General features: G+C 54.9%; 13 protein-coding genes. 6 read left to right on the forward strand and 7 right to left on the reverse strand.

All coding sequences use genetic code 11. The annotated features are described in order from the left end of the window. Position 1: 1 nt before the first annotated feature. The 3 genes from fabF to ACO064_RS24010 all read left to right on the forward strand — a co-directional run bounded on the left by fabF (position 2) and on the right by ACO064_RS24010 (position 3,691). A complete protein-coding gene (fabF, locus tag ACO064_RS24000; RefSeq protein ID WP_421829736.1) occupies positions 2-1,246 on the forward strand; it encodes a beta-ketoacyl-ACP synthase II in 1,245 nt (414 codons plus the stop codon). A 167-nt stretch (positions 1,247-1,413) separates the two neighbouring features. Continuing rightward, positions 1,414-2,745: a hypothetical protein gene (locus ACO064_RS24005; RefSeq protein ID WP_421829737.1), complete on the forward strand. Its 1,332-nt coding sequence runs from the start codon at positions 1,414-1,416 to the stop codon at positions 2,743-2,745. A 148-nt stretch (positions 2,746-2,893) separates the two neighbouring features. Beyond that, on the forward strand, positions 2,894-3,691 hold the full coding sequence (locus tag ACO064_RS24010) for a sensor histidine kinase (RefSeq protein WP_421829738.1): 798 nt from the start codon (positions 2,894-2,896) through the stop codon (positions 3,689-3,691). 10 nt (positions 3,692-3,701) lie between these two features. Here the strand turns inward: ACO064_RS24010 and ACO064_RS24015 are convergent, their stop codons facing one another. Both ACO064_RS24015 and ACO064_RS24020 read right to left on the reverse strand, forming a co-directional pair. Further along, a complete protein-coding gene (locus ACO064_RS24015) occupies positions 3,702-4,787 on the reverse strand; it encodes a ComEC/Rec2 family competence protein (protein WP_421829739.1) in 1,086 nt (361 codons plus the stop codon). A 21-nt stretch (positions 4,788-4,808) separates the two neighbouring features. Beyond that, a complete protein-coding gene (locus ACO064_RS24020) occupies positions 4,809-7,061 on the reverse strand; it encodes a S8 family serine peptidase (protein ID WP_421829740.1) in 2,253 nt (750 codons plus the stop codon). 307 nt (positions 7,062-7,368) lie between these two features. Between ACO064_RS24020 and ACO064_RS24025 the strand changes: the two genes are divergently transcribed. After that, on the forward strand, positions 7,369-8,424 hold the full coding sequence (locus ACO064_RS24025; protein ID WP_421829741.1) for an alpha-hydroxy acid oxidase: 1,056 nt from the start codon (positions 7,369-7,371) through the stop codon (positions 8,422-8,424). Positions 8,425-8,436: 12 nt separating this feature from the next. Here ACO064_RS24025 and ACO064_RS24030 read toward each other — a convergent pair whose 3' ends face one another. The 5 genes from ACO064_RS24030 to ACO064_RS24050 all read right to left on the reverse strand — a co-directional run bounded on the left by ACO064_RS24030 (position 8,437) and on the right by ACO064_RS24050 (position 13,218). Then, entirely contained in the window at positions 8,437-9,333 is an 897-nt protein-coding gene (locus tag ACO064_RS24030; protein ID WP_421829742.1) for a pirin family protein, read from the reverse strand. 116 nt (positions 9,334-9,449) lie between these two features. After that, a complete protein-coding gene (locus tag ACO064_RS24035; protein ID WP_421829743.1) occupies positions 9,450-9,953 on the reverse strand; it encodes a hypothetical protein in 504 nt (167 codons plus the stop codon). Positions 9,954-10,078: 125 nt separating this feature from the next. After that, on the reverse strand, positions 10,079-11,323 hold the full coding sequence (locus ACO064_RS24040; RefSeq protein ID WP_421829744.1) for a sugar MFS transporter: 1,245 nt from the start codon (positions 11,321-11,323) through the stop codon (positions 10,079-10,081). Between the two features lie 175 nt (positions 11,324-11,498). After that, positions 11,499-12,641: a trypsin-like peptidase domain-containing protein gene (locus ACO064_RS24045; protein ID WP_421829745.1), complete on the reverse strand. Its 1,143-nt coding sequence runs from the start codon at positions 12,639-12,641 to the stop codon at positions 11,499-11,501. Between the two features lies 1 nt (position 12,642). Then, the gene (locus tag ACO064_RS24050; protein WP_421829746.1) at positions 12,643-13,218 is read right to left on the reverse strand and encodes an RNA polymerase sigma factor; all 576 of its coding nucleotides are present in this window, start codon (positions 13,216-13,218) and stop codon (positions 12,643-12,645) included. 142 nt (positions 13,219-13,360) lie between these two features. On the opposite strand from ACO064_RS24050, the gene ACO064_RS24055 reads away from it, so the two are divergent. Together ACO064_RS24055 and ACO064_RS24060 are read left to right on the forward strand one after the other, a co-directional pair. Further along, on the forward strand, positions 13,361-13,546 hold the full coding sequence (locus ACO064_RS24055; RefSeq protein WP_114405693.1) for a hypothetical protein: 186 nt from the start codon (positions 13,361-13,363) through the stop codon (positions 13,544-13,546). 178 nt (positions 13,547-13,724) lie between these two features. Next, positions 13,725-14,585: a heme/hemin ABC transporter substrate-binding protein gene (locus tag ACO064_RS24060; RefSeq protein ID WP_421829747.1), complete on the forward strand. Its 861-nt coding sequence runs from the start codon at positions 13,725-13,727 to the stop codon at positions 14,583-14,585. Positions 14,586-14,587 lie beyond the last annotated feature (2 nt).

Below are 14,587 nucleotides of genomic sequence, written 5' to 3' on the forward strand. Positions count from 1 at the left end.
TATGTTACACCGGGTTGTTATTACAGGCATTGGCGCATTCACTCCCCTTGGCAACGATATTTCCACATTCTGGCAGCAGGTCGTCAGTGGAAGGTCGGCTTTTGCCGGTATCACCCGCTTCGATGCGTCCTTATTCCGAACCCGGTTTGCCGCCGAGATCGCCGGTTTTGATGCATCTCAGCACCTCAGTCGCACCGATGTCAAACGCTCCGACCGGTTCACACAATTTGCCCTGATTGCTGCCGACCAGGCCATCAGCGATTCCGGTTTCGATCTGGCCAAAATGGACCCGTTCGAGGTGGGGGTCATCTGGGGATCGGGTCAGGGCGGCACGGAAACGCTGGAAGAACAGACGCGAGAATACGCCCTGGGTGACGGCCAGCCCCGGTTTAGCCCGTTTTTGGTTCCTAAAGTACTGGTGAATCTGGCCTCCGGCCTGATTTCGATCCGACACGGTTTCAGGGGCATCAACTACACGGCGGTTTCGGCCTGTGCGAGTTCCAATTCGGCCCTGATGGATGCCTTCAACTACATCCGGCTGGGGAAAGCCAAAATTATCGTCAGTGGCGGTTCCGATGCCGCTATTACGCCCTCGTCCTTCGGTGGGTATTGTTCCATGAAAGCCATGTCGACCCAAAATGACAGCCCTCAAACGGCTTCGCGGCCTTTCGATGTCGGGCGCGACGGTTTTGTGATGGGCGAAGGGGCGGGAGCGCTCGTTCTGGAAGAGTACGAACACGCCGTTCGGCGGGGAGCAACGATCTACGGCGAGATGACCGGCGCGGCCATGACCGGCGACGCTTACCACATTACGGCTACGCACCCCGACGGTATCGGGGCCACCAAAGCCATGCAACTGGCGTTGGCTGAAGCCCGCATCAACATCGAGGACCTGGATTACCTGAATGCCCACGCCACCTCCACGCCTGTGGGCGACTTGTCGGAGATGAATGCCGTTGCCAAACTGACCGGCGCCAAAAAGACAAAACTGCACATCAGCGCCACCAAGTCGATCACCGGGCATTTGATGGGTGCTGCCGGTGCCATCGAAGCCATCATCTGCCTGCTGGCGATGCGCGACAATGTGATTCCCGCCACCATCAACACCACCGTCCGCGACCCGGCGATTCCCGAAAGCCTGAATCTCGTTTTCAAAGAAGCCGTGTCGACGCCCGTCAAAACCGTCATGAGCAACACCTTCGGTTTTGGGGGACACAATGGAATTGTGGTTTTCCGGAAAGTGTAAGTTCCAAGACCGTAAGACGGGAATTTTTCGAAGTTTATGCCGAAATACGGGGGAAACCCCGGATCGATACAGGAATTCTCCCCTAGCAGATCAGGACATAGTGTGTGAGTTTTGAGGCAGCAATCCGCTGATCACAACACACTAACCGGATTGGCTACATCGTGGGTATGGAAACGCCTGAAAAGAAGAAAAAAAAGTTGCCGGTTCTGAGCGACACGGTCATCGTCTCCCTGTTTTTGCTCACGACATTCTGCGCTGGAGTTGCCTTCGTTTGGGTGGGCGCATACGATGCGAAGGACGGAAAACCGCTCACGGCCGTTCTGTGGTCGCTCGCCTGTTTCGTGCTGGGTGCCCTGATCGGTTTCCTGTTCGGGATTCCGCGCGTGCTGCAAGGCAACCCTCCGCCACCACCACCGCCTTCGGGAAGCCCGGCTGCCAAGCTCACCGCGCCACCACCGCCACCAACAGCGCCGATTCTCCTGCAAACGGCGGGGTATGATCTGCGGGTCAACACCAACCTGGAGCAAATCTCCGACTGGCTCACCAAAATCATCGTGGGGTTGGGACTGGTTGAGCTGCGAACGGCTCCTGCCCGGCTCAAAAGTGCGGCCGGGTACATCGCCAGAGGCATTGGCCCCGGCACCGACTATTTTGCGGCTGGCCTGGTGGTCTATTTCACCATCCTGGGGTTCATGGGAGCGTATCTGATTACCCGCCTGTATATTGCCGGTGCGTTTGGCCGCGCCGACCGGGCCGCATCGAAACAGGAGGAGCAGGATCTGCAACGGGTCGAAAACATCCAACTGCCGGCGCTGGGCCGGGATGAGGTGCTGTCTGACGACGACAAAAAAGCCGCCAAAAACGTGGCCAGCAAGCCCCTGGCGGAGTTGGAATCTCCCAATGAAATATCGGTTTGGGCCAAAGCACAACTCTCGCTGGGCAATTACGTCGATGCCGTGAAAGGGTACGGGAAAGTGATTGGCCAACTGGGCGAAGACCCGGAAAAACGGTATGCCTATGCAACGGCCCTGTATTACAGCGGTGCCAAAGACCTGGCCTTCGTGCAACTGCTGGAAGCCTACAAACGACTGACCGCGACCTCGGATAAAACCCTGCGCCGGAATGTATACCGCTCACTGACCTATCAGGCTCTGTTTCAAGACCCGCCAAAAGGCTTCGACGATGCCATCCGGTTTGGTGAAGAATACGTTCGGGACCACCAAAACCTGGTTTCTCCGGGTGTCTGGGCCAACCTCGCTGCGGCTTATGGACAAAAAATGAAATGGCTGCTGGCCAACAATCCGACCGATCAGCCCGCACTGGAGGCAACCCGGAACCGGGCGCTGGCGGTGGTGCAGCAAACCGCCGGGATGGGCGAGCGATGGAAGAAAAAGATTCGGGAAATGATGGATAAAAACTTCCCGAACAAGGACCCCAATGAAAGCGATCTCGAAGTGTTTGCCGGGGATGAGGACTTCCGCAAGCTTGTGGGCCTTTGAGAACCTGACCCAAATTGCTGCGGTTGTACGAACTCGTGGAAAAACCGCACCGGGGTTTGGAAAAGCCAGTGACCTTCGTTGACCTAAACAATTGAAAATATGGTGAATCTATTCGGGAAGGCGGAGGAGTGCAGCAACCGGGGCCTTTATGGATTGTGAAGTTGGGTATCTCCCGGTTTTTATACTGATGACAGGGGCAATCAGTGTCGGTCTCTTCCTGTTATTGGTTCGGCAAAAACAGTTTCGAAACCAGCTCAGCCATCGGTTAAGACAAGAAACCCTGGAACGGGAAAGTCTGGCTTCCCGGCTGGCAATGCAGCAGGTGCTTCTAGAGGAAACGGCCGACGAACTTCACGAAAACGTCGGGCAATTGCTAACCGTGACGCAATTGGTCATCTACACCATCGAAGAGAAAATCGGCGATTCTTCCACTACGCCTGATTTCAAAAAGGCCTTCGATTCACTTCAGACCAGCATTCAGGCCGTGCGGGGCGTTTCAAACACCCTGAAGAAGGGCCGGAACCCGGATTTGTGGGAGGGGTTGAAAAAAATCTGCGATCGGATCCGTCAATCAGGCCCGTTCGAGGTCGATCTTACCCGGCATGGCGCGGTTCGGCCCGTTTCACACCGGGCCGAACCGATTTTGCTTCAACTTGTCCAGGAACTTGCCAAAACGGTTTTGGAAAGATCAGCAGGAACGACATTGACGATCCGGTTAAAATACGTCCTGTCCTCGTTGTATATCACCCTGAGTGATGAAAACTACGGATTTACCCTGCCTGCTGAGCCAGGCAGGTTTTCGGCTGCGATCCAAACGATAAACCAAAAAATGGCCCTGCTGGGTGGCCGGTGCCTCATTGCAAGCGAAGAAGGAAAAGGAACGTGGGTCGTTATTCGGCTTCCGACGGAGTTCGCTGAAACCAAAACGGCTTCCGCCGTGCCATGAACATGCCGCATTAAACCACCATCGAGTGTGCTCCGGTGGGCATAAACCGGATCTGGTACGTATTTTCGTTCTGCGGAAAATCGTCCAGAAACTGCTGAATCAGGGGCGTATGGTTCGACAAAACCAGTTCGATGGGGCGTTGTTGAACCGTTGCTGCCGTAACGATCCATTTCAGGGTGTCGTAATCCGGGTTGCCGTGTTTCCCATTGGCCGAAATGACGTATTGCCTGGCCCGCACTTTCCGGAAAAAATCCAGCGTTACGTTGCGGTCGCTGCCGTGGTGAGGAACTTTCAGCACATCGACATCGATGGAGCCGTCGGGCTGTAACAAGCGGGTCTGCTTCAGGCCTTGCAGCAGATGATCACCCCGGGCGTCGCCGGTCAGCAGCACCCGAACGCCGTTCGATTCGGCCAGCAGACAGACGCTGCTCAGGTTTGGAATACTTTCGTCGGCCATCGCAAAACTTTCGATATCGGCGGAGGCCACGGCTTCTTCCTGTTTATCGAGCCACTTTTGCCATTCCTTTCGCAGTTCGGTCAGGTTTCGGGCGGTGGGGCCAACCACCGTGAGCGTTATTCCGCCGATTTGCAGTTTGAAGGGATTGGCTGTGGCTTTGAGCAGGCCGTTCGGTACGTTGGGGTTAATCGGAATGTTCAGTTGCTGCGCCCGGGTTCGCAGTTTGTTGCCCTGATTGATGGATTGAATCGTTACTTCTTCGGTATTCGCCATGCGGACGCCCTGCATACCCGCCTGCTGAAAAACCGCACTGACGCGAACGGCGATGGTGTTGTTCTGCCCGATGGCTTTGTCGAAACTGTTGAACCAGAGTTGCGAAATCGAGATTTGCGGGCGTTGCAGCAGTTCCGAAAACAAATCCAGTAAACCCACGATATGGTCGCCATCGACGTGGCTCAGCACCACCAGATCGAGCTGCCCACCCCGTTGCTTGATGGCGTCCAGTTCCCCGCTGAGGTGATCGTCATACGTTCGTTCCGGCCCGCCGTCGATCAGGATGTAGCGGATAACTCCGGCAGAATCCGGGGTCTCTAAAATCAAACAATCGCCAAACTCGGCCTGAATCATGCGGAATACCATTGTTCTAAGGGGAAAACCGGGTTAAATACGTCCGAAATTCTGGATGGAAGGGGCCGTTAGCACCAGCGCAAAATCCTGCGAAATCGGTTTGGGAATGTTATAGGCACTCACCTTGATCAGATACCGCCCCGGTTGCGCAGCCTCCAGCCGAATCACCTCCACGTTGTTTTTACGATCCGGCGTCTTCAGCAACTGATTGGCCACGGCGTCCTGATTGCCGACCCATTTGGTGGCAGGCCCGGCCGCCGGGCGGTATTCCAGCGTCAGATCCAGGTCGTTTTGCAGGGAGCGGCCGGGAGAATCCGTGTAGACCAGACACAGCCGCAGCCAGCTTGCCGCCGGAAGGTTAAACGCAAACTGAAACCGCTGGCCGGTTCGCACAAACCGGAGTTGGGGATCTTTTTTCCAGGAATCGATAAAAACCAGATCAAAGGTTTCCGCTGCGTTCGGAATGGTCCGGCCCATATCGATACCGCCAAAACCCTGGTGAAAATTGGGCAGGGTAGGGTGTTCGGCCACGGCACTTCGGCCCGTCAGCCATTTGGTGCCGTTGACGAGCGTGGCCCGGAGCAGGGCCGCACTGGGTTCGGCCAGGTTCCGGTCTTCGGTGTAATACTGACGAACCAGCGCGGCACAACCGGCCACGAGCGGAGAGGCCATGCTGGTGCCGCCGTTGTAGGCGTATTCCGGGCGGGTGTCGGGTCCCCAGAAGTTCCGGAGGGGGGCCAGTTTGGATTTGGCCGAAACGATGTCGGTTCCGGGAGCCACCACATCGGGCTTGATCCGCTCGTCGTCGCACGGCCCCCGGCTGCTGAACTCGGCCAGGGAGGTGGGATCGCCCGACACGGTTTCTGACGAACTGGGGTTGATCGGAAACGAACCACTCCAGACGTTGCCGTAGGTGAGCGCTGCGAGTCCACCTGTCGTGCGGTTGCTGCGGCTGGCACCCACCGTCAGGGCGTTTTTGGCCGTCGCCGGCGACCCCACCGAAAGCCAGTCAGCAAAACCGGGCTGCACCCGCTGGCTGGCTTTGGACGCGTCGCCGTCGTTGCCGGCCGCAATGACAATGAGCATATCCCGGTGTTGATCGACATACTCGTCTACCTCGTTGGAATTGAAGGTGTAGCGCGCTTCCGTATTGGCACCCCAACTGTTGTTATGAATCCGCGCTCCCCGACGGTAAGCCTCTTCAAACAGATCGGCGAGGTTGAGCGGCAAACCGCCCAATTCGCCCCGCGCATCGAGCAGAGACTGGAAAAAGAGGGAGGCTCCGGGAGCCGTTCCCCGGATGGCTCCGCCCGACGCCGATCCGTCACCGGCTACTGATCCGGCCACGTGGGTTCCGTGGCCGTTCGGGTCGGAATGATCACCGGGCCGTCCCAAACCCACCGCTCCGATCAGGCGATTGACCAGATCCGGGTGCGTGTCGTCGATCCCGGTATCGGCCACGCCCACAATCTGACCGGTTCCGGTTTGGGAAATGTTGGTGGTCGTCAGCCCCGGCGGCAAGGGGGCGTTGTCGATCCGGAGCAACTGACGGGCCGCGTCGTTGAAGAGTTTCGGGAGTGTATATTCTTCAATATCAAACACTTCTGACATTGATCGGAGGTCGTCGAGCAGGGGGTCGTCTTCCAGTGCCTGAATGCGAATTTTCCGCCCCTTCGCCCGAACCACCAGCGTATTCCGGTCGCGGAGGGCATCCACCACGATGTCGAGGTCGTCGGGCAAATGGAGCAGGACGTCGTAGGTTTTTATACTGCCCACCTGCGGAATGCCCCCGCCGACACCACGGGTAGCCGTTCTGCTCCTGATGACGGGTGTGGCGTAGAGCACTACGTCTGTGACGAAGGTTTCGTTGCGTAAATCCTGCACCTGAGCAATGGACAGTCGGGCGGAGAAGGAGTTGGGCGGAAAAAACTCGATCGGGCTGACGTCCAGCACCTGCAACCGATTCCGCTGCGATTCCAGCAACGGGCCATTCAGATATACTTTGTAAAAATCGATGTCGCGCGGAAAAGCCTCTGCATTCTCCACAAAACCGCCCCGGGGTCGGCCGACGGAGAAACTCCCCGCCCGACGAGGTTCATCGGCTGAGGGTTCCGAAACCGGGATTTCTTCCACAATCAGCCCCTGTTCACGCAGGGCCGCAATCTGGAGGTCGTCGGCACTGCCAATGACAAAACTCTCGGTTTCTTCGGCCTGAGAGAGCAATTGCCGGGCGGCAGCCTGCTCAAACTCATGCATGAAATGAGCAATAACACGTTTGATTGCCATGACGGTAGGAGGAAGGATTTAGGATGAATGAAGGACCAGTCGGGTGTTGATGAAGCGGGGTGGGTGTTCCGCCCCGATATACCAGGCAGGAACGAGTGCTAAGGTATCATTCTGAAACCCGGAATCCATCGTCTCGGAAACGGTTTTTACTGAACGGTAAGTTGTGAACCGTTGGCTCAGTTGGCACCGAAATACGGCCAGGAAAGGATCGAATGAAATGACAGGCATGTTTCGGATAAATAGCTGATTTTTCGGGTAGAATTGGACCGGATTTTTCATTTATACATTGGAAAACAAGAGAATCCGTATGGAAGAAAGACCGCCCGGTGGCCTGACGCGTGATGTATCGATGTTGCTCAATCTGTTCGACTTTGAAGAAAGCGCGGTTGACTGGATGACGAAAATGGCGTACGAATACGTAGCGAGCGGGGCCGCCGACGAGCTGACCCTCCGCTGGAACCGGCAGGCGCTGGATGCGATCAGGCTCAACCCGACGGTTTTGACAGATGTGAGTCGGCTCGACACCAGCGTGTCGCTTTTTGGAACCCGCTTATCGCATCCCATTCTGATTGCGCCCACGGCCTATCATCGGCTCCTGCACCCCGAAGGGGAACTGGCTACCGTCCGGGGAGCCGGAGCCGCTTCGGCACTGTACGTTGTCAGTTCGTTTACGACCACGCCCCTCGCCGAAATTGCGGAGCGGGCAACGCAGCCCCTCTGGTTTCAGCTTTACGTTCGGGACGACCGGGCGTTTACCCAAAATCTGATTCAGGAAGCGGAAGCTCTGGGCTATCGCGCCCTTTGCATTACCGTGGATACGCCCACGCCCGGCGTCCGGAACCGGGAACACCGGAGCCGATTTAAATTGCCGGACGGCGTACGCACGCCCCACATGGGCGGGCCGCTGGTCGAAAAAAAACCGCTTACCTGGAAAGACATCGAGTGGATTCAGTCGTTTGCCAAAACACCGGTTTTGCTGAAGGGCATTCTAAACCCGGACGATGCCGAAAGGGCGGTTGAGTCGGGCGTTTCGGGCATCATCGTTTCCAACCACGGTGGCCGGAATCTGGATACCGTACCCGCCACGATCGACGCCCTGCCGCGTATTGCGGAGCGCGTCGACCAGCGAATGCCGATTTTGCTAGATGGCGGAATCCGACGCGGAACGGATGTGCTGAAAGCCATTGCCCTGGGTGCCAGTGCGGTTTTGGTTGGTAAACCGATCTGTTATGGCCTGGCCTGCGGAGGAGCCGAGGGCGTGGCCAAAGTGCTGCAAATCCTGCAACATGAACTGGAACTGGCCATGATCCTGACGGGGCGGGCGACTCTTTCAGGCATCGACCGCTCGGTGATCTGGCCATAAATAGCGCAGCTCTTACGGTTTTTGCTTCAGATAGGGAGGATCGGGCGGCAACGGCACCACGTCGGTTTCGCCTTCGATCATCGGAAATTCACCCTTCTGCCACTGCTGTTTGGCCTGTTCGATGCGTTCCAGGCTGGTGGCTACAAAATTCCAGTAGATGTGGCGCGGTTCGACAAAGGGTTCTCCGCCAAAAATATAAACCGTGCTGTTGGCGTTGATCGTAAATTCGCAAAGCTGGCTGTTTTTAGCCACCAGAATGCGTTTGGGTTCGTAGGTATGCCCCTCACTCTCGATGCTCCCTTCCAGAATATACAGACCCGCTTCGCCCGCGAGTTCATGGCCAATGGTCAGGGTTTTCGTTGCTGGACTTTTGATTTCCAGGAAGAACAGGTCGCTGTACACCGGCACGGGTGATTTGCGGCCAAAAGCCGTTCCCGCAATCAGTTTGTAGGAAACGCCGTCGGTTTCCCAGACCGGTATTTCGTCGGCATTCGCGTGGAAGAACGAAGGCGGCATTTCTTCCAGGTCTTTCGGCAGAGCCACCCAGATTTGCAAACCGTGCAGGTTTTTGTCCGAATGGCGCAGGTGTTCCGGGGTTCGTTCCGAATGGACAATGCCTCTTCCGGCTGTCATCCAGTTGACCTGACCGGGGGTGATTTCTACTTCCGTGCCGAGGGTATCTTTGTGGAAAATGGCTCCGTCGAAGAGATAGGTAAGGGTCGACAGGCCGATGTGCGGATGGGGGCCGATGTCGATGTTCTCGTGATCGCTCAGGTGGGCAGGCCCCATGTGGTCGATAAAAATAAAAGGCCCCACCATCCTTTTTTCGCGAAAGGGGAGGAGTCGGCCGACCAGAAAATGGCCAATGTCGGCCGGGCGTTCTTCAATAATGATAGAAATATTCGACATGTAAAACCCTATTTAAAAAGCGAAATACGAAACGCTGGTCGAGAACGGGCGGCCGGCGCCGTTGCAATCTTGACCCACTCTGTCGCGAATTTGCAATTCGCAGTCTCGTCCGCCCCTCACAGCCGTCGCTCGTGGTGAATTGAAATACTATAACCGGTATAGTTTCCGGCAATACCGTTGCCCGAGTCGGCGGGTTTGAAACTGACAACGATTTTATCTTTGTAAAAGATCTGGCGTTCCGTCAATTCCGAACCGGCCACGGTTTCGGCGGGTTGAAAGCCCATTCCGATCAATTCCCGGCGCAAAACCGCCTGCACGGTTTTGGAAGGCTGCTGAAAATTCAGTAAACCCAGCCGACCGTTGCAAATGTACAGAATCAGGGCCGATGTTTGGGTCAGCGTACTGACGTAGGGAAACGCCTGAAATTCGTAAATACAAGCCGGATTTGCTACACTTTCGGAGCGGTTTTTAAATAGAAAGCCCTTTCGGAACAGGCAGGAATCAACCTGTGCGGTTTTCAGACAGGTTAGGTCGATGAGTTCGCGCATCGTGATTTGTTGGGCGAAAACCGGGCTGCTCAGGAATAAGAAAAGAAAAATGGAGAGATACCTGCGTGCCATGTCGATATTTAGGGAGAACGTGGTGTTATTTGTTTTACAAACAAATAATCTGCCAGACTTGCCTAAAAAAGAAACGCCAGTGCAAGGCTGGCGTTTCGCAAAGCAATACCGTCAACAGGGGATGCTTAAACCGGCTTCGAAAATTTGGAACCGAACAGAAAAATGACGGCGTAACAAATGATCGGGAGGTAATAGGCGGCCGCCACATCGTATTCGGCGACGGCACCCATCGCAAACGGAAAGAGCGCACCACCGCAGACGCCCATCGAAATAAACGATGCGGCTTGCTGCGTGTGCGAACCCAGGTTTTTCAAACCCAAACTGAAAATGGTCGGGAACATGATGCTGAAAAAGAAGTTCAGCATCAGCAGGGCGATGAATGACGGCCATCCCCAGCTTTGGGCGATGATGAGACACATGACGATGTTGCTGGCGGCAAAGATCGCCAGCAGCGAATGGGGAGCGATAAAGCGCATCAGGAAAGTCCCGACAAACCGCCCGGCGAGCATGAGACCCATGAACAAGACCATGTAGTTCCCGGCGGTTTCATCGGAAAAGCCCATTTTTTCGTGGCCGTAATTGATGAAAAACGCCCAGGTACCGGCTTGGGCCGCGACATTGAAAAATTGGGCAATCACCGACCAGACGAAATGCCGGTGCTGAAAAAGGCCCTTCCCCGGTTCACTATCCACATTGACGGCTTCCGGATCAACGGCAGCCGCACCGTGCGGGTCGGTGAGGGCGGGGACTTTGACGAACGAAAACAGCACCGCGATCCCGGCGATGACGCTGCCGATAACGATGTAGAGCGTCTTGACCGACGTCAGATCCGTGCTTCCTTCCGTATTGCCTCTCAGCAGAAAGTAGGCACCGATGGCGGGTCCCATGATGGCTCCCAATGCATTGAATGCCTGGGCAAAATTGATTCGCTGGTCGCTCGTGCGCTGGTCGCCGAGCGAAGCCACAAAAGGGTGAGCCACGGTTTCGAGGGTGGACAGTCCGCAGCCCAGGATGAACAGCGCCAGCCCGAAGTAGGTAAAGGAAGCCGCGTTGGCCGCCGGAACGAACAGAAAGGCTCCCGTAGCAAATAGGCCCAGGCCCAGCAAAACACCGGCTTTGTAGCCAAACCGCTTCATGAAAAGACCGGCGGGAATTCCCATGACGAAATAGGCCCCGAAAATCGCAAACTGGACGAAAGCCGACTGGGTTTTGGTCAGGCTCAGCACATGCTGAAAGTGTTTGTTGAGCACATCGCCCATCGTGATGGCAATGCCCCAGAACATGAACAGGGAGGTGACAAATACGAGGGTAATGAGGTACTTCTTATCGGTGAAAGCCGCGGGCTTTCGGTTACTGACACTGGCCTGCATGGTTAAGCGTTCGTTTAGAATGGGTCAAGGGGTTGCTAAGACGTCGATTGAAGGGACAAGGTAACGCTTAATTTTAATTTGGTAAATGAAGCCCATAAAAAAGCCGACCCCTTGACGAGGTCGGCTCTTTTGCCCCTAAATTCCGATGCATCGGGATTTAGGGGCAAAATTCAATCTATTTTTCGTGCTTAAAGACCTTCACCATGTAAACGCTTTCCTGAATTTTCTTGATCTGATCTTTCCGCGCCAGCTTGGCGAGACCGTTTTTGCGGCTCATCCGGATCGAGCTGTTTTTGAGCGAGTCGGTCGGAATGGCGGAAATGGCCCGGAATAAATAGTCCGTTTTGATGGCAAACGTTGCTCCTTCCGTGGAGGTCTGCTTGCCACTGATGATGCCGATCACATTGCCTTTTTCGTCCAGCAGCGGACCACCGGAGTTCCCGGGGTTGACACTGATGGCCACCTGATACGCTGTGGAGTCGCCCCGGTACCCGGTTTTCGAACTCAGATAGCCTTCACCGTAAACGATTTCTTCCCGTGGAAAACCCAGCGTAAAGACGCGTTCGCCGAGATCAGTCGGCCCGGCTTCAAAACCGTAGGGCAGGACGGTTTTTCCCCGAAAGGCACTGTCCTCGTGAACCTGCAAAATGGCCAGGTCATATTTGCGGTCGGCGTAAACGACCTTCGCTTTGTAAATATCCCCGTGTGTACTTTGGATATACACCGAGTCGGCATCCTGAATGATGTGCGTGTTGGTGACCAGATACCCGTCCGGCGACAGCAGAAAGCCCGAACCGGCCACCTGACCCGGATTGATCTGCAAGGCGCGTTCGCGGGCGTTCAGATCCTGCAAAATCGCGTTTTGCGAGCGCCGGATGGCCTGTAAGTCTCGGCGCATCATGCTGTATTGTTCCTGTTGCTTGTGGCTCGACTGGTATTGCCGCACCAGCATCAGCGTTCCGAAGGTCGTGATGAGCGCAACCGAAGCCGCCACCGCCAGAATGGGGCGGTAGGTTTGCCACAACTGCCGGATCGTTCCGCCGTTGCGGTGCAGTTTCCGAACGTTAGACACCTGGCTGGCTTCGTCCCGAACGGCGTCCATGTCCAGGCGGGCATGAATCCGGTTCAGTCGACTGCGGAAGTCCGTCCGCTGGCCATAATTTTTCAGGGCTTTCGCCAGTTGCTGTTGCTCATTGGCACGCTGGGCCAAAACCGGGTCTGACCGACGGAGCGTTTCAAATTCCAGCCGTTCCGTTTCCGTCAGCTCGTTCCGAAGCCATTTGTCAATCCAGTCGGTGAATTTCTGGTGGTCGATCATCTTACTCCTCTTTAAAAACTGAAAAGAACAACCGTTTAAGCCGCATCAGGCACTTGTACTTCTGCGTTTTGGCATTATCGGCGTTCGTATAGCCAAATTTTTCGGTAATGTCCTGCATCGACAGATGGCGGATGTAAAAATCCTCCAGCAACGTCCGGCAGGGTTCTCCCAGGCGGTCGAGCGAATCGGCCATCAGGTCGAACTGGCGGTCACGGGCTTCGTGATCAATCAGATCGTCGTCCACATCGGCCAGATCTTCGGTATCGATCAGCGAATGGCCGTTTCGACTCCGCTTCGATAACTGCTTGAGCCAGAGTCGGCGACTCACCGAATAGAGATACGTCTTTAACTGGCAATGCAATTCCAGCGAATCCGACGTCACCTTCTCGTACAGGACGATCAGCGTTTCCTGATAAATATCTTTGGCATCGTCTTCGGTGCCGCTGTTATTCTGGATCAGGTGTAATACCATCGGGAAATACCGCCTGTACAGTTCTTCCAGCATCTCGTCCGAACCGTTGGCTAGCCCTGCAAGCAGTTGGTCGTCAGATACATGCAAACGGTTGGACTCTGTCATTGGTTCCTTGCATACTTAATACGATTCCGGGTCAAATGTAACCCAAAAATAAATTTTAATTTTTCTGAAAAAAGATGGGTTACCTAATGGCCTTTCCCGTATTAAAGGTGAGATCTAAAAAACTTTTAAACTAACTACTCTCATGAAACGTATCGTTAAATCTGTATTGTTCGTTGCTACAATGGTTTCTTTGGCTGCTGCTTGTCAATCTAAAAAAGCTGAAGATACAACTTCAACGACGGACTCAACTGCAATGTCTTCAGACTCTTCTATGATGTCTGACACGACGATGGCAACTGACAGCATGGCTGCTGATTCAGCAAAATAATTCTACGTTTCTATAACGTACGAAAGCCGCCCGGCAATGGGCGGCTTTTTTGTTTTTAAGCGTATTCCCTTCGTTTCGACGCAATTCTAATTTAGACTAGTAAAAAATAATACGGCTCAATAGTTGTTTATTTAGAAATAGTCTAATTAATTTGTGCTACCCAAACGACTGGTTCATCATGGCGAAGAAACTCTATTGGCTTATCATCCTCCTGACGCTCCGTGTTACGACGTTTGCACAGGGCGTTCCGAAAACCGAGCGAATCGTCTCCCTGAACGGAACCCTGACCGAAATTCTCTGCGGTCTGGGGCTGCAAAACCAGTTGGTCGGCGTCGATATTACCAGTACCTATCCGGTCACTCTGGAGAAAATTCCGAAAGTGGGCCACAATCGGAACATCGGTGCCGAAGCCGTTCTGGCCCTGCGTCCTACCATCATCGTTGTCACTCGATCCAATGGAAGCATGGATCTGAAGCCGGAAGTGCTGCAACAATTCAAAAGTGCCGGGGTGAAAACACTGATTTTTGAGCAGGAAGCGAGCGTGGCTGGCACCAAAAAACTGATTACTGAGGTCGCGAAAGCCTTTGGTGCTTCGGCGAAAGCAGTGGCCCTCACCCGCAAACTGGACGCCGATCTGGCCAGGGTACGAAAACCGGCTAAAGTCCAGAAAGTACTATTCATCTACGCTCGTGGCACCGGAACCATGATGGTTTCGGGCCGGAATACACCCATCGAAAAAATCATCCAACTGGCCGGGGCGCAGAATGCCTTCAACGACTTCGAAAACTTTAAACCGCTGACACCGGAAGCGCTGGTGAGCGGTAATCCGGATGTGATTCTGCTGTTTACGAGCGGATTGGAAAGCCTGGGTGGGATCGACGGTTTGCTGAAAATACAGGGCGTGGCCCAAACCAATGCTGGTCGGAACCGCCGGGTGATTGAGATGGACGGGCAGTTGCTGACCGGTTTTAGTCCGCGACTGGGGCTGGCCGTGCAGGAGTTGAGCCGGAAACTCAGTCAGGAAGTATCCTTAAAATAAAA

The sequence above is a fragment of the Larkinella sp. genome, from assembly GCF_965227735.1.
Lineage (GTDB): Bacteria > Bacteroidota > Bacteroidia > Cytophagales > Spirosomataceae > Larkinella.